At 69.1% G+C, this 17512-nt stretch carries 15 protein-coding genes; 8 read left to right on the forward strand and 7 right to left on the reverse strand.

Going from position 1 to position 17512, the window contains the following annotated elements; translation table 11 throughout:
* Positions 1–2 precede the first annotated feature (2 nt).
* The gene (locus tag ACIBL3_RS06040) at positions 3–2450 is read right to left on the reverse strand and encodes a hypothetical protein (RefSeq protein ID WP_396352070.1); all 2448 of its coding nucleotides are present in this window, start codon (positions 2448–2450) and stop codon (positions 3–5) included.
* A 137-nt stretch (positions 2451–2587) separates the two neighbouring features.
* Here ACIBL3_RS06040 and ACIBL3_RS06045 point away from each other — a divergent pair, with 137 nt between their 5' ends.
* Genes ACIBL3_RS06045 through ACIBL3_RS06060 form a run of 4 tightly spaced genes read left to right on the forward strand, consistent with a single transcriptional unit; the run spans position 2588 to position 5010 of the window.
* Positions 2588–2749 (forward strand): hypothetical protein, encoded by a 162-nt coding sequence (locus tag ACIBL3_RS06045; protein WP_396352071.1) that lies wholly within the window; start codon positions 2588–2590, stop codon positions 2747–2749.
* A gap of 32 nt (positions 2750–2781) precedes the next feature.
* Complete coding sequence (locus ACIBL3_RS06050; RefSeq protein WP_396352072.1) at positions 2782–3033, forward strand: phosphopantetheine-binding protein; 252 nt, start codon at positions 2782–2784, stop codon at positions 3031–3033.
* Entirely contained in the window at positions 3030–4271 is a 1242-nt protein-coding gene (locus tag ACIBL3_RS06055) for an AMP-binding protein (RefSeq protein ID WP_396352073.1), read from the forward strand. Before ACIBL3_RS06050 ends, ACIBL3_RS06055 begins: the two co-directional genes overlap by 4 nt.
* Complete coding sequence (locus ACIBL3_RS06060) at positions 4261–5010, forward strand: SDR family NAD(P)-dependent oxidoreductase (protein WP_396352074.1); 750 nt, start codon at positions 4261–4263, stop codon at positions 5008–5010. The genes ACIBL3_RS06055 and ACIBL3_RS06060 overlap by 11 nt, the downstream gene beginning before the upstream one ends.
* Positions 5011–5043: 33 nt before the next feature.
* Here the strand turns inward: ACIBL3_RS06060 and ACIBL3_RS06065 are convergent, their stop codons facing one another.
* Positions 5044–6435: an FAD-binding oxidoreductase gene (locus ACIBL3_RS06065; RefSeq protein WP_396352075.1), complete on the reverse strand. Its 1392-nt coding sequence runs from the start codon at positions 6433–6435 to the stop codon at positions 5044–5046.
* Positions 6436–6613: 178 nt separating this feature from the next.
* On the opposite strand from ACIBL3_RS06065, the gene ACIBL3_RS06070 reads away from it, so the two are divergent.
* Positions 6614–7825 (forward strand): DUF2786 domain-containing protein, encoded by a 1212-nt coding sequence (locus ACIBL3_RS06070; RefSeq protein ID WP_396352076.1) that lies wholly within the window; start codon positions 6614–6616, stop codon positions 7823–7825.
* Positions 7822–8340, forward strand: coding sequence for a dTDP-4-dehydrorhamnose 3,5-epimerase family protein (locus ACIBL3_RS06075; RefSeq protein ID WP_396352077.1), 519 nt, complete (start codon positions 7822–7824; stop codon positions 8338–8340). The genes ACIBL3_RS06070 and ACIBL3_RS06075 overlap by 4 nt, the downstream gene beginning before the upstream one ends.
* Here ACIBL3_RS06075 and ACIBL3_RS06080 read toward each other — a convergent pair.
* Complete coding sequence (locus ACIBL3_RS06080; RefSeq protein WP_396352078.1) at positions 8321–8899, reverse strand: TetR/AcrR family transcriptional regulator; 579 nt, start codon at positions 8897–8899, stop codon at positions 8321–8323. The two genes, ACIBL3_RS06075 and ACIBL3_RS06080, sit on opposite strands and share 20 nt — an antisense overlap.
* 147 nt (positions 8900–9046) lie before the next feature.
* Here ACIBL3_RS06080 and ACIBL3_RS06085 point away from each other — a divergent pair, with 147 nt between their 5' ends.
* Positions 9047–10522, forward strand: a complete 1476-nt coding sequence (locus ACIBL3_RS06085; RefSeq protein WP_396352079.1) for an MFS transporter — start codon at positions 9047–9049, stop codon at positions 10520–10522.
* A gap of 46 nt (positions 10523–10568) precedes the next feature.
* Here ACIBL3_RS06085 and ACIBL3_RS06090 read toward each other — a convergent pair whose 3' ends face one another.
* The 4 genes from ACIBL3_RS06090 to ACIBL3_RS06105 form a co-directional block, all read right to left on the reverse strand.
* Positions 10569–11537: a GNAT family N-acetyltransferase gene (locus tag ACIBL3_RS06090; protein WP_396352080.1), complete on the reverse strand. Its 969-nt coding sequence runs from the start codon at positions 11535–11537 to the stop codon at positions 10569–10571.
* A 41-nt stretch (positions 11538–11578) separates the two neighbouring features.
* Positions 11579–12607: an alpha/beta hydrolase gene (locus ACIBL3_RS06095; RefSeq protein ID WP_396352081.1), complete on the reverse strand. Its 1029-nt coding sequence runs from the start codon at positions 12605–12607 to the stop codon at positions 11579–11581.
* A 30-nt stretch (positions 12608–12637) separates the two neighbouring features.
* Positions 12638–14320 (reverse strand): arginine--tRNA ligase, encoded by a 1683-nt coding sequence (gene argS, locus ACIBL3_RS06100; protein WP_396352309.1) that lies wholly within the window; start codon positions 14318–14320, stop codon positions 12638–12640.
* A 137-nt stretch (positions 14321–14457) separates the two neighbouring features.
* Positions 14458–16674, reverse strand: coding sequence for a CDP-glycerol glycerophosphotransferase family protein (locus ACIBL3_RS06105; protein ID WP_396352082.1), 2217 nt, complete (start codon positions 16672–16674; stop codon positions 14458–14460).
* A gap of 24 nt (positions 16675–16698) precedes the next feature.
* Between ACIBL3_RS06105 and ACIBL3_RS06110 the strand changes: the two genes are divergently transcribed.
* A complete protein-coding gene (locus ACIBL3_RS06110; RefSeq protein ID WP_396352083.1) occupies positions 16699–17478 on the forward strand; it encodes a cell filamentation protein Fic in 780 nt (259 codons plus the stop codon).
* Positions 17479–17512 lie beyond the last annotated feature (34 nt).

The raw sequence follows: 17512 nt of genomic DNA on the forward strand, positions 1-17512 counted from the left end.
GGTCAGGGGCTTTGGATGGCTGGGGTGGTGGGCTGCGTCGGGAGGGGGCCGGTGGGGAAGGTTGGGGTGGTGCCTGTTGTCGGGAAGGTTTGGCCGGGGAACGCCGGCGTTGGGAAGGTTTGAGTCGGGAAGGTGGGCGACGGGAAGGTCTGGCCCGGGGTGGACGGGGTCTGGGTCGGGAAACCGGTCGGTGTGCCCGTCGGGAAGCTCGGCGAGCCCGTCGGTGACGCGGTTGGCGTGGTCGACGGGAATGGGTTGGCCGACGGTGGTGGGTAGAGCTGGTAGACGCGGACTGTGCCGAGGTGGAAGCGGAGTTCGGTGAGGCGGTCGAGGTTCTTCGGGGGTGCGCCGACGCGGTCGTCCAGCAGGAGCCACTGGACGCCGTACCGGGTCCGCAGGGTCTCCAGTACTTCGCGCGTCGGGTTGGTGAACGCCTCGTCGTTCAGACGTAGCTTCTCCTCGTCCCAGTAGCTGCTCTGCACGCCGTCCGGGTACGTGTCGTCCACTCTGGTCTTATAGGCCCAGCCCTGCACGAGCACGCGGCGTTCGGCGTACCCGGCGATCCAGTACGAGCCGGTCAGGCAGTGTGACGCGCGGGCGCGGTGACAGTGCAGGTTGGTGGCGATCAGGTCGTCCGACCCCGAGTTGCGCCGGATGAACCGCGCCGCCTCGATCCCACCCGGCGCGATCGACTCGTACTCGGTCAACGGCGGCGTGGCGAACTCACGCAACGACACCGCCGTCGGCGACACCGTCGTACCCAGGAGGACCGCGACCGCGACGACAGACCACGTACGACGCGAGCCGCGCAAGATCAGCCCAAAGACGCCGATCCCGAGCACTGCGATCGCCAGAGCCACCGCAAGCCCCTGGCCGAAGCAGCTCTCCGACGTACACGACGACGGCGACCGGTAGCGACCCCAGTAGATCGCGGCGACCCCGATGAGCAGTGCGATCGCGGCAATCCAGTACTGGCGCCGCTCCAGCGACCCGAGCCCCCAGGTGGCGAGCAGCACGCCGTAGATGAACCCAGTGCGTACGAAGAACAGCTGGGCTTGTCCGTCGTCGTACAACAACGCTCCGGCCGCCAGCGCAGCCAGGAAGCCGACGAACAAGAACACCGGCATCGGATCACGCGGCAGCCGCCGTCGGATCAGCAGTGCACCGGCAGCTGGCATCAGCCACCCGATAGCGACCACCGCGGCAATCACAGCGACCGTGGACCCACTGCCGCCCATCCGCTCAGCCATGTAGTCGAACGTCGCACCCGGGTCGAACAACACGCTCGACGAGGCGCCCCGCAGTACGACGAAGAAGGCCAACGCATACGCAGCCGCAACGCCCACTCCAAGGACCAACGCACGCAGATTGAGCCGACCCGCCCGCACGGTCAGATAGACCCACGCTGCGGCGATCCCAGCGGCGTACACCGGCAGTGCGGTCGCCTTCGTCAGGGCAAGTGCAGCAACAAGGACTCCGGCCGCAACGAAGAGTCCAAAGAGCTGTCCACGCGTCTGGCCGGGCTTACGTCGCAGCAGCAACGCAGTGACCGCGATCAGCGGGAGCAACAGCACAGTGGAGAACGCCTGCGGCGGGTTGGTCAGCTGGCCAAGCGAGAACGGGCTCTCGGTGAACAGCCGATCCGAAACGGTCCACGGCCAAGCAGCAAGATCGCCGGCCAGCACAGTGAGCCCAGCCGCGATCGGTCCGGCAACAGCCCGTCCAGTGAGCAGCATGCCGACCGCACCGGCTCCCAGCACAGTCAGCAGGAGCAGCGCGAATGGCACCATGCGGTGCGTGAGTACGTCGAGCGGAACGCTCGTGATCCAGTGCGACGACGCAATGTGGTCGTACGCGGCCCAGTGGCTGGTCACCCACTTGCCGTCGGCGTACGGGACCTTCGGTGGGAAGTGGTGCGTCAGTTCGGCGGCCAGTGCGAGGTTGTGCGGCGCGTCTGAGTTCGGCCGCAACGCACTAGGCCCGTTCAGCGGGATGAGCTGCGACCCGACCCGCACGAACCACGCGGCCGCGACACCGACCGCCACCATGGCGCCCGCAGTCGCCCACCACGGCGTCGGACGCTCAGGCAGCTTCCGGCGAGGCAGCGCGCGAACCATGCCGAACGCCAGCGCAGGCATCAGCAACGCCGCGAACGGCATGCTGAACACCATCCCGAGCGGGTAGAACAAAGCCTCGACGGCGAGTCCGAACGCCGTACCGAGGACGACGTCGGTCGTGAACCACCCCGTACCCCCGGTGAGTCGTCGCCAGAACATCGTGCCGGGTACGACGATGACGAGCAGCAGGTAGCCGAGATAGGCGCCCGGCATCCACGGCGGATGCTCCTGCAACGCGACGAACCAGGCCAGCGGCAACACCGGCAGACTGACCATCGCGGCTACCCGGGCAGCACGCCCGCGCGCCACCCGCCGGCCTCGGACGGTGGGCATGCGCTTCCTCCGCCCGACTCTGATCACCCGCAGAAGTGTATGAGTCACCGGATTCTGGCTTGCAGGGCGGCGAGCCGTTTACCGCACGCAATTTCACCTTTACACTCGGTAATCTCCCAGCTCAGACGGGAGGTCCCATGATCGCCCTCCACATCGCCGGGCTGCCGGTCGAGGAGATCGTGCTCGCGGCGGTTGCCGCCGCGGCGCCGTTGATCGCCCTGATCGGCTGGGAGATCTCCAGCAGGGTCAAACGTTTCAAGGCCTTCGTACGGCGTCGCGCCGCCGATCAGCCGCCGTGAGCCGACAGGCACACCAGCTAGGCTTTGGCCTCATGAGTTCGGTAGCACGCGGCAGGGTCAGGGAGTTGATGGGCGAGGTGATGACGGCGCAGGGAAGGACGTTGCCGGGCGACGACACCGCCGATCTGCGCGAGATCGGCTTCCGGTCGCTGGACTTCTCCGAGCTCGCCCTCCGGGTGGAGGACGAGCTGGGTGACGAGCTGAACTTCGATGCCCCCGGGCTGCGCCGGATCGCCACCGTCGGCGATGTGCTGGACTTCATCGAGCACCTCCAGTCGGCGTGACGACGCGGCGCCGGACCACCGCCCTCATCGGTGACGACAACACGGTTGTCGTCGCCGGCAAGAGCCTGACCTGGCGGACCCTGCACAAGCTTCCGCAACTGCCGTCGCCGGCCGCCGTGCTGGTCGACAACGGTGCGGACGCGCTGGCCGCGCTGCGCCACCACGCCGTGCACGGCACCGAGCTGCTGGTGGCGACACGGTCCCGCGTCGACGAGCGCATGCGCGAGGAGCTGGGTGAGTCCGGTTTCGCCATCGTGCTGCCCGACGGCGACGTGACGCCGGCCAAGCTCAAGCGGATCGAGGAGTCCGGTCGCGCCTGGCTGCTCACCTCGGGCTCGACCGGCCGTCCCAAGCGCATCGGCCACACACTCGAGACCCTCACGACCGTCAACGGCGAGCAGCCGCCCCGCACGTGGCTCCTGCCGTACTCGCCCGGTACCTACGCGTGGTGGCAGGTCGTCACGCTCTCGCTGACCCACGCCGACCAGGGCCTGGTCGTGATCGAGCCCGACGAACTGGAGGACTGGCCGGCGATCGCCGCCGAGCACGGTGTCACCGCCGCTTCGGGTACGCCGACCTTCTGGCGGCAGGCGATCTACCGCGACGCCGATGCGCTGGCCGACGTACCGCTGGAGCAGATCACGCTCGGCGGCGAACCGGTGGACCAGGCGATCCTGGATCAGCTGCGTGAGCTCTTCCCGACGGCCCGGATCTCCTGGATCTACGCGTCCTCCGAGGTCGGGGCATCGATCGTCGTGCACGACGGGCAGGCCGGTTTCCCGCGCGAGTGGCTGGACCGCAAGCCGGATCCGGACCGCCCGATGCTGTCGCTGGACGGCGACGAGCTCGTGATCCGCTCGCCGCACCACGGCGCCGGTCTGGTCGGTGCGGTGCACACCGGGGACCGCGTCGAGTTCGAGGGCGACCGGGTGCTGATCACCGGCCGGATCGACACCGACGAGATCAACGTCGGCGGGTCGAAGGTCTCCGCCGGCATCGTCCGCAACGTGCTGATGAGGCACCCGGGCGTCTCGTGGGCGCGGGTGTTCGCGCGCAAGGCTCCGCTGGTCGGCCGGATGGTCGCCGCCGAAGTGGTGCCTAACCCCGCGCTCGGCCCGATCACCGACGCCGACCTGGTCCAGTGGTGCTCGAGCCGGCTGCCGGACTACGGCGTACCGCGGCGGATCCGGTTCCTCGACGAGATCCCGCAGAAAGAGACGCTCAAGAGTGAAGTCTGAACCCAGCGTGGTCCCGCCCGCGTCGGTCGTCCTGGTGTCCGGTGGTTCCCGCGGCCTCGGGCTGGCGATCGTCACCGACCTGCTCGCCGCCGGGCTGAAGGTGGCCGCGTTCGCCCGGACCGTGACCCCGGAGCTGACCGCGCTCGGCGAGAAGTACCCCGACCACCTGTACTACGGCTCCGTCGACGTCAATGACGCCGCGGCCGGGCAGGAGTTCGTGAAGGCGGTGGAGACGGCCCTCGGCCCGATCGACGGCCTGGTCAACAACGCCGCGATCGGCCAGGACTCGCTGCACGTCCACACCAAGGCCGACCACGTCGCCGAGATCATCCAGACCAACCTGACCTCGCCGCTGATCCTGACCCGCTTCGTGCTGCGCCGGATGCTCGCCAAGGGCCTGAAGGGCCGGATCGTCAACGTCACCTCGATCTGCGGGCAGCGCGGTTACCCCGGCCTCGTCGCGTACTCCGCCACCAAGGGCGGCCTGGACGCGGCGACGCGGTCGCTGGCCCGCGAGCTCGGTGGCCGGGTGCTCGCCAATGCGGTCGCGCCCGGGTTCTTCGCCTCCGAGATGTCCGCCGTGCTCGGCCAGACCCAGCTCGACCAGATCGTCCGCCGGACGCCGACCGGCCACCTGACCGAGCCGGACGACGTCGTACCCGTGGTCCGGATGCTGCTGCTCGACAACACCAACATCAACGGCCAGGTCCTGGTCGTCGACGGCGCCGCCTCGATCTGACGCCGCCGACGGACCAGGTCGTCCCAGGAGCTCTCAGGGCTTGATGTTCTGGTTCCGGTGGAACACGTTGCCCGGATCGTACTTCCGCTTGAGTTCGACCAGGCGCTCGTACTTGGCGTCGCCGTACGACGCCCGCAGCCGAGCCTCGTCGTAGTCCGCCATGCCGTTGATGTAGCTGCCGATGTTGACCGCGTGCGGCTGCAGGGCATCCCAGAATCCCCGCACCCAGGCGATCTCGGCCTCCTGCATCTCCGGCACCGGGGTCTGCGCGATCGCGAACACCGCATACCGGTCGGTCCGCGCGCCGCCGAACGCAGTCGCGTCGTCTGCGACCGCCGAGTACGCGTTGTCGAGCCGGTAGAACAACACGGCCGACAGCGGTGAGGTCTTCTTCGGCACGTGCTCGGTGATGACCTCGATGGCGCCGTCGGTCAGGTCCTCGAGGTAGGTGCCCTTCTCGTAGCAGTAGTGGCCCCAGTCGTTCGCCTCGTCCAGCGACTGCTGCAACGCGACGTACGGCATCGGCGTCGCGAACTCGAACAGCGGCGGCAAGGTGGTGCGGATCCGGTCCAGCACCGCCGCGTGCTCGTCCGGCGTGCCGAACTCGACCACCACCAGGCCGTAGCCGGGCTGGAAGTGGTGGTGCTCCGGCACGAACGGCGCCGGCGGCGCGTTCAGGCAGGCAGGTACGACGGTGAACGTCGGCGGCAGGCCCGGGATCAGCTCCCGCGCCAGCCGGAGCACGTCGGCGCCCTGGTCCAGACCCCAGAACAGCATGCCGTAGTTGACCATCGGCCCGGCCTCGTGCAGCCGGAACTCGAACTCGCTGACCACCCCGAAGTTGCCGCCACCACCCCGGACTGCCCAGAACAGGTCCGGGTTCTCGTCGTCGGCGGCGCGCAGGATGCTGCCGTCCGCGGTGACGATCCGGACCGACACCAGGTTGTCGATGCTGAGCCCGTGCTGCCGGCTCAGCCAGCCCATCCCGCCGCCGAGCGTGAGCCCACCGACCCCGGTGTGGCTGACCATCCCCGCCGGTACGGCGAGACCGTGCGGCTGCGTCGCCGCGTCGAGGTCACGCAGCAGCGCACCGCCGCCGACCCGGGCCCGGCGGGCCTCCACATCGACCGTGACCTGGTTCATCCCGCTCAGGTCGATCATCAGGCCGTCGTCGACCGACGACGCGCCGGACATGCTGTGCGAGCCGCCGCGAACCGCGATCTCCAGTCCCTGCGCGACCCCGAACCGGACGGCGGCCGCGACATCCTCGGCGGACCGCACCTGGGCGATCACCGCCGGGCGCCGGTCGTGCTGTGCGTTCCACAGCCGCCGGGCGTCGTCGTACCCGTCGTCGCCAGGTCCGAGCACGGTCCCTGCCAGGGTCGCGCGCAGTTCGTCGAAGCCGGCTTCCGCAAGCTGAGTCATTGATTCCCCTCCCCGATTGTGCTGCTGTCCGGCCAGGTGCCTGCCTCCCAGGTGACAGCGGCCTTGTGGGCAGATCTTCGCGCCCTGTCTTCAGACAGGCTTAAGAAGGCGCCGGTTTTCCACAAGCGCTGCGCATCGCGTTTGAGTGACAACTTCGTTGAGTGTCAGACTCGACCGCGTGAGTGATGAGGAGATCCTTCGGATGTTGCCGGTCGCGGCATCGATCGTTGCCGTGCGCGACGATCGGGCCGACCAGCAACTGGCCCGCCTGGGCGCGTACGACGAGCGCGACCAGGCGCAGGTGGACCGTTGCCTGCAAGGGTTTCTGACCGGTCTGCTCCGGGCCACCTGGCAGCGCGGCTGGGCTCCGGCCGACCTCGTCCAGCACGGTCGGCGCGAGCTGGACCCGGGCATCGAGCCGTTGCTACTGGCAGCGATCGCCGCGGAACACCAGGAGTATCGCGCCACCACCATCGACCCGCGCTGGCTCGATCAGCTGACGGACCTGAGAGTCTCGCAACCGTTCACCGAGCTGAGCCTTACCGCCTGGGCCGCGGCAGCCCGGGTCGGCCGCTACCTCACCCTCCACCACGCCCTGTCCCTGGCCGGTTTCCTGCAATCACTCCCGGTCCTGGCCCGCCTCTATCCCTTGCCAGGTACGGCGAACCAGAGTCAGAAGCCCGTGGTCCCGGCAAACGGGAAGGTGCTGGCGCGGATCCGGGGACTGCTCGCGAAGGCAGAGGCGACCGAGTTCCCCGACGAGGCCGAGGCGCTGTCCGGCAAGGCGCAGGAGCTGATGGCGAAGTTCTCCCTCGACCGTGCACTGGTCGAGGCGGACCCGGCGGTGGAGATCCCCGACGACTCCGCGGCCCGTCGGATCTGGGTCGAGACGCCGTACGTGTCGGCGAAGGCGCAACTGGTCGGTGCGGTCGCCGCGGCGAACCGATGCCGGACAGTGGTGATCGACGATCTGGCTGTGGTCACCATCGTCGGCGCCGAGCTGGACCTTCAGCTCACCGAGATTCTCAGCACCTCCCTGCTGGTCCAGGCGAATCGGGCAATGCTTGCTGCAGGCAAGCACATTGGCCGGCGTGGTGAGTCCCGGACCAGGTCGTTCCGGCAGTCGTTCCTGATGGCCTACGCGCAGCGGATCGGGGAGCGGTTGCAGGCGACCACGGCCGCGACCCAGGCCGCCGTACCGGAGGAGGATGCGGGCCGGTTGCTGCCAGTGCTGACGAAGCGGGAGGAGCAGGTGGACGCGTTGTTCACCAGGCTGTTCCCGAGGACCACGACCCGCCGGACCAGGATCACCAACGGCGCCGGCTGGGACGCGGGTCTGACCGCCGCCGACCAGGCGCAGCTCGAAGCCCGCCGCCAGGTGCGCCGATGACGATCCCTGGCGTGCTGCGGATCGATCTGGACGTGCAGCCCAACGACGACGGCTGGTTCAAGGAGAACTTCCACGCCGCCAAGCTGGAAGCCGCCGGGATGCCCCGCTTCGAGGCGCGGCAGCACAACGTGCTGTACCTGGCCGAGCCAGGCATCACCCGAGGGATTCACGCCGAGCCCTGGGACAAGTACCTGTCGCCCTCCGCGGGCCGGGTGTTCGCGGCGCTCGTCGACCTGCGCGCCGGCGAGACGTTCGGCCAGGTAGAGACGTTCGAGCTCGACGCCGGGCAGGCGCTCTACGTGCCGCGCGGTGTCGGCAACTCCTTCTGCACGCTGGAGCCGCACACTGTCTACAACTTCCTGGTGAACGAGTACTGGTCGCCGGAGCGGGTCACAGTCGATCTGTTCGACCCGGAGCTCGCGATCGACTGGCCGTTCCCGCGGGAGCGGCTCAGCTACACCGAGCGCGACGCCGCCAACCCGGCGCTGGCCGAGGTCAGGGGGACCCGGGCCTGAGACCACAGAGGACGATGTCCAGCAGCCGGTTGGCCTGCTCGGGTTCCATGTCGCGGCCCATGTTGATCCCGCCGACCAGTCGCATGATGTCCATCAGCTCGAGCTCCGGCCGGACCTCGCCGGCCGCTTTCGCCTTGTCCAGCAGGAGTTGGCCGGCCTCCTGGACGTTCACCTTGCAGGACTGGAAGAACGGCGAGTCCTTGCCCAGCGCAACTGTCAGCTCACTGGCCAGGGACTTCTTGGACAGGCCGTACCCGACGAAGCTGCGCAGCCACGCGGCCAGCGCCTCGAACGGCTCGAGCTCCCGGTCGAAGTCGTACGCCCGGTCGCAGACCGACTGGATCTCGTCGACGTAGACCGCCTCGAGCAGCGCGACCCGGTTCGGGAACCGGCGGTAGAGCGTGCCGATCCCGACACCGGCCCGGCGGGCGATCTCCTCCAGCGAGGTGTCCGTGCCGTGCTCGGCGAACGCCTCCCGGGCGGCGGTCACGAGCAGGTCGTAGTTGCGCGCCGCGTCGGCGCGGGTCGGCCGTGTCGACGGCAACGGTGTCGGCGCCATCCGGCCTCCTCACTGTCCGTAGCGGGCGATCCGCACAAAGTTCACCGAGAATATCGCTTGCGAAAACGGAGGCAGCCTCCGTATTGTATCCGGAGGAGCGCTCCGCTTTCCTCCCTCAACTGTAACCCCTCCGGGGTAAGGAGCAATATGTCGGCAACAACCTCGAGCCCCGCCGGTACCGGCTCGCCCGCGCGGCGGCCGGGGGTGGTCCTCGCAGTCATCCTGATCACCCAGCTGATGGTGATCCTGGACGGCACCGTGGTGAACATCGCGATGCCGAAGATCCAGCAAGCCCTCGACTTCAGTCCGTCCAGCCTGTCCTGGGTGCAGAACGCCTACGCACTCGCGTTCGGCGGTCTGCTCCTGCTCGGCGCCCGCGCCGGCGACCTGCTCGGCCGCCGCCGCGTGTTCGTCACCGGCGTGAGTGTCTTCACACTCGCCTCCCTGCTCGGCGGCCTCGCCCCGAACGCCGAGCTCCTCCTCGCCGCTCGTGTCCTCCAGGGCATCGGTGGTGCGATCGCGGCGCCTGCCGCCCTGACCTTGCTCATGCTCACCTACCGCGAAGGTCCGGAGCGGATGAAGGCGCTCGGCTACTACAGCCTGGTGTCGTCCGGTGGCGGCAGCGTCGGCCTGGTGCTCGGGGGCATGCTGACGGACTGGGTGTCCTGGCGCTGGGGTCTGTTCATCAACGTCCCGATCGGGATCGGCCTCGTCATCGCGGCCCGGCAGGTGCTGACCGAGACCGAGCCGGAGACCGGCCGGTTCGATGTGGCCGGCGCGCTCACCTCGACGCTCGGCATCACCTCGCTCGTCTACGGCTTCATCCGGGTCGCCGAGGTCGGCTGGACGTCGGCCGAGGTGCTGGCCGCCTTCACGGTCGGTGTGGTGCTGCTGGTCGCGTTCGTGCTGATCGAGCGCCGGGTCAGCCACCCGATCGTCCCGCTGCGGCTGTTCCGGTCGGCTGACCGCTCGGCGTCGTACCTGACCATGTTGCTGGTGGTCGGGACGATGTTCGGGATGTTCTTCTTCCTCACGCAGTACCTGCAGGGGGTGCTCGAGCTCAGCCCGCTGGCGGCCGGTCTCGCGTTCCTGCCGCTGACCGGTCTGCTGTTCGCCTCGTCGCGCATCGTGCCGAAGCTGGTCGCCCGGATCGACGGCGGCAAGCTGATGCTGACCGGGTCGGTGCTGGTCACGCTGGGCACGGTGTGGCTGACCCAGCTCGACGCCCGCAGCACCTACCTGGCCGACGTGGTCGGGCCGATGCTGCTGTTCGGTCTGGGCGCCGGGATGATCTTCATCCCGCTGGTCGGCCGGGCCATCTCGGGCGTCGCGCCGGAGGACTCGGGGGCCGCGTCAGGCATGCTGAACGTGGTCCAGCAAGTCGGTGGCGCGCTCGGCCTCGGCATCCTGGTCACCATCTTCGGTACGGCGAGCCGCAACTCGACGTCAGCCGCACCGCGGGAGGTGCTGACCGACGGCGTGCACGCGGCCTTCGTCGGCTCCCTGGTGTACGCCGCGCTGAGCCTGACGGTGATCATCCTCAGCGTTCGCCCGTGGACCTGGTTCCGGCGCGGCCCGGTCGAGCCCGCGCCCGAGCCGGTGATGGTCGACTCGCACATGTGAAAACCCCAGGGGGTACGCCGGATGTCGGCGTACCCCCTGCTCTTGCTCAGATCGGCAGGCCGTAGCTCGTCCACTTGGACGACACCGAGTACCCGAGCCGTTCGTACAGGCCGAGGGCGCCGGTCGGGTTGTCCGCGTCCACGCCGAGGCCGGAGCGCTGGTAGCCGGCCTCGGCCGCCGCGGTCAGCACCTTGGCCAGCGCAGCGCCCGCCAGACCGCGGCCGCGGTAGGCCTTCACCGTCCCGACCTGGCCGATGTACAGCTCCCGGATCCCGGTCGCCTCCGTGTCCGCCTCGTACTCGTACCCGAGCACGTAGGCGGCGATCGTGTCGCCGTCCAGGACGACGTACGACGACTCGCCGCGGAACGCCCGGTTGCCGGTGAACCAGGTCTTCCAGGTTTCCGCGTCGCGCGGCGTCGAGCCCCAGTGGTCCGCGAACACGTCGTTGTGAACCACCCGCAGCGCCTCGTTCATCGCCAGGTCGAACGGCACGATCCGCAGCCCGTCCGCGAGCGCGACCTCGGGCACCGGCTGGTCCAGCGGGCGCTTCATGTCGCAGAAGTACCGGCGCTCCTCGAAGCCGAACTTCTGGAACAGCCGCTCCGCGCCGACGTTCGTGCTGATCCGGCTGCCGGTCACCTCACCCGGCGCCTGCGGGTGCCTGGCCGTATGCAGCTCACCGGCTCGCTTGATCAGCCACGGCATCAGCGCCGAACCGACGCCGCGCCGGCGCCACTCCGGATGGACCGTCCCCTCGGTCCTGACCCGGTCGATCTCGACCAGTCCCTCGGGGGCGTGCAGCTTGCCGTACCCGATCATCCGGCCGCCGGCCCACAATCCGATGGTGTCCAGCGCCGGATCCAGGTGCGGGTCCTCCAGTTCGTCGATCAGGTCCTGGGCGTCGTAGTTCTCCCCCTCCTGGTCGACCGTCTCCTTGGCGGCCAGCAACTCCGCCCACGCGTCGGCGTCACCCTTGTCGATCGGGCGCGTCTCGATCCCCTCCGGCCAGCTCATGGTTCGAAGGTACGGCGCGCCTCGCGATCAGGGCACCCGAATTACCCCAGCCGGTCGGCCAGCCAGCCGATCGCGAGCGGGTAGCGGTACTCGATCCCGCCGTGCGTGCCTTCGAACAGCTCGAAGTGCAGCCGATCGTCCGGGTAACCTGCCCTTCCGGCGGCCCGACGGAACGCGGTCGCGCCGAGGTCGAGGTAGAACTCGTCCTGCCGTCCGGCGTCGATCCACACCGCCCGCAGTGAGCGCAGCGCGTCGGCGTACTGCGGTTCGCGGACCATCTCGACCGGGTCGCGGGACAGCCAGCGCGCCCAGATCTCCGGGATCACCACGCCCAGCTCGTCGAACGGCAGCAGCACCTTGCCATCCGGTTCGGCGGAGTACGCCGACGCGTAGCCGTAGACCTCCATCAGGTGCAGGTCCTCGTCCGTGGTCCGCCCGGTCCGGGTCGCCACGGACTCGAAGAACTTGTCGTAGCTGCCGTCGTACTTGTCCCGCAGCGTGCGTGCGAGCCCGGGGAACTCGGGCTGGTAGCACAGCTCGAACGCCGCGTCGCCGGCATGAGTGGCGAGTGCGCCGAAGACGTCCGGCCGCAGCAAGGGCGTCACCATGGCCACGTACCCGCCGCTGGATTTGCCGGTGATCGCCCGGTGGTCCCGGTCGGCGATGGTCCGGTACGTCGCGTCGACCCAGGGGACGATCTCCTCGCACAGGTACGAGTGGTACTGCCCGGTGCCGGGGGAGTCGAGGCACTGGCTGCCGCCGTACTTCGTCCAGGTGTCGACGAACACGACGATCGCCGGTGGTACGTCGCCGGTCGCGAACAGCGCGTCGAGCAACTCCGGCCAGGGCTGCCGGAACGGCATCCGGTTGAACAGCATCCCGAGGTGACCTGTGTACCCCATCGTCACGTAGATCGACGGGTAGCGCCGGTCGGAGTCGTCGTACCCAGGCGGCAGGTAGACGAGCACCGGCCGCTCATGCGGGTCACCGAGCGGGTTCCCACGCAGCAGCTCGCTCGTGTACGTCGTCTTCTCGAACCGGCCGGCCAGATCCGCGGACCACGGCAGCATGGGCAACCTCCTGAAAGAGTCACATGAGAATCACATGGCGTCCGGGGCCGCTATGCCGAGCAGGCCCAGTCCATCGTGCAACACCTTCCGGGTCGCCGTGCAGAGCGCGATCCGGCTGGCCTTGGTCTCGCCGTCGCTGGTGAGCACCGGGCACAGCTCGTAGAACGCCGACAATGCGGTCGCGACGTCGTACAGATAGGTGCACAGCTGATGCGGCTGCAGCGTCTGGGCCACCTGTACGACGACATCCGCAAAGCCGGTCAGCAGCAGGGCCAGCCGCTCCTCGGCCGGGTCCTTGAGCTCGGTGACCTGGTCGTGGCTCGCGCCGGCCTTGGACAGGAGTCTGGTCAACCGCGCGTGCGCGTACTGCAGGTACGGGCCGGTGTTGCCGGTCATCGCGACCATCCGGTCCAGGTCGAACACGTAGTCGTTGCCCCGGTCGCTGGACAGGTCGGCGTACTTGACCGCTCCGATGCCGACCGCCGTCGCCGTGGCCTGCCGGTCGATGCCCTCCCGGCCCTCGAGCAGGGAGTCCGCCCGCGCCACCGCTTCGTCGAGCAGCGTGGTCAGCTTGACCGTGCCGCCTGCTCTGGTCTTGAAGGGTTTCCCGTTCGGGCCGAGCACGGTGCCGAAGCCGACGTGCTCCGCGGTCGTTGTCGGCGGCAACCAGTCTGCGGTCCGGGCGAGGGTGAAGATCTGCTCGAAGTGCAGGGCTTGCCGGTGGTCGACGACGTACACGATCCGGTCGGCGTGCAGGGTCGAGACCCGGTGCCGGACGGCGGCGAGGTCGGTCGCGCTGTAGCCGAAACCGCCGTCGGACTTCCGCACGATCACGGGCAGCGGCTGCCCGTCCCGGCCCTTGAATCCCGGCAGGAACGCACACAACGCACCGTCGGACTCGGTCAGCAGGCCCTTCTCCAGCAGCTCCTCGACGATCCGCGGCAGGTCGTCGTTGTAGGCGCTCTCGCCGACGACGTCGTCCCGCGCCAGCTCGGAGCCGAGCAGTGCGTAGACCTGGTCGAAGTCGTCCAGCGAGACGTCGACCATCCGCCGCCAGATCGCCCGCGTCTCCGGATCGCCGGACTGCAGCAGGACGACCCGCGCCCGGGACAAGTCCGCGAAGGCGCCGTCGGCATCGAAGTGCTTCCGGCTCCGCTCGTACAGCAGCTGCAAACCCTCCAGATCAAGGGATTCCGCGGCGAGGTCCTCGCTGAGCAGCTGCTCGATCATCATCCCGTACTGCGTGCCCCAGTCGCCGACGTGGTTCTGCCGGATCAGGTCGTAGCCGACGTACTGCAGGACGTTGCAGAGCGCGTCGCCGATCACGGTCGACCGGAGGTGGCCGACGTGCATCTGCTTGGCGACGTTCGGCTGCGAGTAGTCCACGACCACCCGCTGGTTCCTGCGCGCGAAGGTTTGCGGCTCGTTGACCGCCGCGGCGAGTGTGGACTGCTTGAGCGTCAGGTTGATGAAGCCGGGCCCTGCGATGGAAGGCGTTTCGCACAGGTCCGCGACGTCGAGCGCCTCGACCAGGCGTGCGGCGACCTCCCGCGGCGGTTGGCCGAGGGCATTGCCGAGCCGGAGCGCTAGGTTGCTCTGGTAGTGGCCGAACTCGGGCTTGGTCGCCGACCGGAGCTCAGGGTCGAGGTCGCCGTACGACGAGCCGAAGGCAGCCGCGGCGGCGGTGGACAGTCTGGTGGCCAGGACAGGCAGAACAGCGGACATCACAGGTCCTTTGGAGTAGACGCACTGGAACGACGGATGAGGTGTTCAGACAGTGCGTCGTCGTCGCAGGCTGAAGCGCAGGCGCAAGGCGCTCGCGGACTCCAGGCTGATCGACATGTCAGCCATTATGCATGAAAGTGCGCCGACGGCGCCGGGGTGCGCTCCGCGAGCGGCGTGATCGGCGGCACTTCGGTCTCGCCGAGGAACACCCGCCGTACGACGCGCTCCGCCGCGCGACCGTCGTCGTACTCGCAGAACTTCTCCCGGTACAGCTGCCGGTGCTTGGCCGCCTCCGGCGACGCGAACGCGCCGGTCTGCAGGCCGGCCAGCAGCTCCTCGGGCGACCGGGCGACCAGCCCGGGCGGGAACTCGGTGATGTCGAAGTAGGTGCCGCGACGGCCGTCGTAGAAGTTCTTGTCCTCGACCAGCAACACGATCGGCCGGTCCAGGTTCGCGTAGTCGAAGGTGATGGAGGAGTAGTCCGAGATCAGTACGTCGGCCGCCAGCATCAGATCCTCGACCCGCGGATGCCGGGACACGTCGATCACCTTGCCCGAGTGCGCGTCGGGCGCCGCCGACAGCGAGTAGTGCGTCCGCACCAGCACCCGGCCGTGCTCGCCGACCGAGGAGGCCAGCCGGTCCAGGTCGAGGTGGATGCCGGTCCCGCCCAGGTCGACCAGACCGGTCGGCAGCCGCACGGAGTCGACCCCGTCGCGGAACGTCGGCGCGTACAGCACCACGAGGTGCGAGTCGTCGAAGCCGAAGCCGGCCCGGATCGCCCGGACCTCGTCCAGGGTCGCGTTGATCAGCCGGTCGTTCCGCGGGAAGCCGTACTCGAGCTCCTCGAAGTACGCCGGGTAGGTGCGCTCCCAGATCTCCGAGGAGTACCGGTTCGAGGAGATGTTGAAGTCCCAGCGGTCGGTCTGCCGCATCAGCTCGTCGAGGTCGAGGTCCTTGCCGGCCAGCGGGAAGTGCCGCAGGTCGGACCCCATCGTCTTGAGCGGCGTCCCGTGCTGGGTCTGCAGGTGGATCTGCCCCTCCCGCTTCTCCAGCTCCTTCGGCCAGTTCATGTTGCTGACGAAGTACGTCGCCTTGTCGAGCAGCTTCTGGTACGCCGGCGAGCCCGCGACGACGTACTCGACACCCTCCGGGACGACGTGCACGTGGTCGGCGTCGACCACCCAGACGCCTCGCAGTTGTGGCGCCAGCTCGGCTGCCTTCTCGTAGATCGCCCGCGGGTTGCAGGCGTACTGCTTGAACCAGTAGGAGCAGTACGCGGCCAGGTTCGGGTCGAGCTTGCCGCGGTGCCGGAGCTTGGTGACGGTCTTGCGGGGGCTCGGGACCTGCAGCACCTTGGAGCTCAGCTTGAGCGTGGAATAGGTCGCGTAGTCGTCGTGGATGAGCAGCCAGCGCTTGAACCCGCGGCGGGTGCGGTCAGTGCCGTAGCCCTCCGGCTTCCAGCGCTTGGCGAAGGCATGCGCCGCGTGGAAGAAGTCGGCCCGGTCGTCCGGGGCGACCCGCTCCGGCTTCGCGAGTACGGCGAGGATGTGGTCCAGCGACCGGTCGAACGCGAACCGCCGCCAGCCGGCCAGGTCCGGGTCGGACTGGATGAACGCGTGCACCCGGTCGTACTGGTCGAAGATGTCCCATTGCCGGCGGCCGCCGGTGGCGTGGATGTTGCCGCCGGTCCGGTGCTGACGGTAGTGCACGACCACCCGGTCAAGGGTGGCGATCCGCTCGGCGGTCAGCATGGTCGAGTACGTCCACGGTGCGTCCTCGTAGAACCCGGCCGTGAACGCGAACCCGTGCCGGGTCAGGAAGTCCCGCCGGCAGGCCTTGTTCCAGACCACCTCGAGGAAGGTCAGGAAGATCGGCCGCTCGGCCGCGGTGAACACCCCGGCGCCGTGCCCGGCGAAGGCGTCGTGCCGCTGGTTGCGCACGACTCGGCCGTCCCAGAAGATCCGCTCGTAGTCGAACAGCAGGATGTCCGGCCGGTCGGTGGCGTCGATCCGGGCCGCGATCGCCTCCAGCGAGCCCGGCAGGTACAGGTCGTCGGCGTCGAGGAACAGCACGTAGTCCCCGCGGCACTCCTTCAGCCCGGCGTTCCGGGCCAGGCCCAAACCGACGTTCTCGTCCAGGTGCAGCACCCGCACCCGCGGATCGGCCGCCGCGTACTCGTCCAGGATCCGGCCGGAGCCGTCCAGGTCGGCATCGTCCACCCCGATGATCTCGAAGTCGGTGAACGACTGCCGGAGCACCGAGTCCAGGCACGACCGCAACCACGCCCGGGAGGCGTGACAGGGAACCACGATGCTGAACTTGGGGACGGTGCCGAGCGCCATGCCACGTCATCCTAGGGTGCAGTCATGAGTACAGATGTGTTCGAGCCACTGGCTGGTCTGGAAGGGGTCGGCTCCGCGTCGCGGGCGGCCCGGGACGCGGTCGACGTACTGCTCCGGGACCGTGGCCTGCGCAAGGTCGGCTCGGACGTCACCGCCGAGGCGCTGCTGCGCGGCGCCCACGCCTCGGCCGCCCTGGCCGGCAGCCCCGCGACCCTCGACGAGGTACGGCGCGGCGCCGGCGACGGACTGGCGACCGGCGCGGTCCGGATCACCGGCGAGCTGATGCGGCTCGCTCCCCAGCTGGACACCGCGCCGGTGCAGGTCTGGACCAGACTGCACCAGTTGGCCGCCGCCGATCTGGGCCCGGAAGACCAGTTGGGTCATCTGCGGACCAGTCGCGAGCCGGTGCCGGACGACATCCCGGGGCTGCCGCCGGCTCCGGGCGCCGACGAGATGTGGGAGCGGCTGAGCGCCCTGGCCCAGAACCTGACCCGCCCGACCAAGGCGCCCGGTCTCGTGGTCGCGGCGATCGTGCATGCCGAGCTCGCCATCCTGCGCCCCTTCCCGACCGCCAACGGACTGGTTGCACGGGCCGCCGAACGCTGCCTCTTGGTTGCCCGGGGCATCGACCCGGTCGCGGTCACGGTACCCGAGGCCGGTCACTATGAGTTGGCAGGCACCTATCCGTCCGGCCTCGGCGACTACGCAGCGCGAGGGCTGACCGGAGTTCGTGACTGGTTGCTGCGGTCCTGTGAGGTGGTGTCACTCGGTGCCGAGCGCTCGCCGCTGGCCCGGATCGGCTGAGCGCTGCGGACATGCGAACGGCGTTCTCTGATGA

Source organism: Kribbella sp. NPDC050124, assembly GCF_044460355.1.
In the GTDB taxonomy this organism is placed as follows: Bacteria; Actinomycetota; Actinomycetes; order Propionibacteriales; family Kribbellaceae; genus Kribbella.

Coding starts and splice junctions, on each gene's coding strand:
- ACIBL3_RS06050 (WP_396352072.1), top strand. CDS start 2,782: ATGAGTTCGGTAGCACGCGGCAGGGTCAGGGAGTTGATGGGCGAGGTG.
- ACIBL3_RS06085 (WP_396352079.1), top strand. CDS start 9,047: ATGTCGGCAACAACCTCGAGCCCCGCCGGTACCGGCTCGCCCGCGCGG.
- ACIBL3_RS06090 (WP_396352080.1), bottom strand. CDS start 11,537: ATGAGCTGGCCGGAGGGGATCGAGACGCGCCCGATCGACAAGGGTGAC.
- ACIBL3_RS06075 (WP_396352077.1), top strand. CDS start 7,822: ATGACGATCCCTGGCGTGCTGCGGATCGATCTGGACGTGCAGCCCAAC.
- ACIBL3_RS06110 (WP_396352083.1), top strand. CDS start 16,699: ATGAGTACAGATGTGTTCGAGCCACTGGCTGGTCTGGAAGGGGTCGGC.
- ACIBL3_RS06065 (WP_396352075.1), bottom strand. CDS start 6,435: ATGACTCAGCTTGCGGAAGCCGGCTTCGACGAACTGCGCGCGACCCTG.
- ACIBL3_RS06040 (WP_396352070.1), bottom strand. CDS start 2,450: ATGCCCACCGTCCGAGGCCGGCGGGTGGCGCGCGGGCGTGCTGCCCGG.
- ACIBL3_RS06095 (WP_396352081.1), bottom strand. CDS start 12,607: ATGCTGCCGTGGTCCGCGGATCTGGCCGGCCGGTTCGAGAAGACGACG.
- ACIBL3_RS06105 (WP_396352082.1), bottom strand. CDS start 16,674: ATGGCGCTCGGCACCGTCCCCAAGTTCAGCATCGTGGTTCCCTGTCAC.
- ACIBL3_RS06045 (WP_396352071.1), top strand. CDS start 2,588: ATGATCGCCCTCCACATCGCCGGGCTGCCGGTCGAGGAGATCGTGCTC.
- ACIBL3_RS06080 (WP_396352078.1), bottom strand. CDS start 8,899: ATGGCGCCGACACCGTTGCCGTCGACACGGCCGACCCGCGCCGACGCG.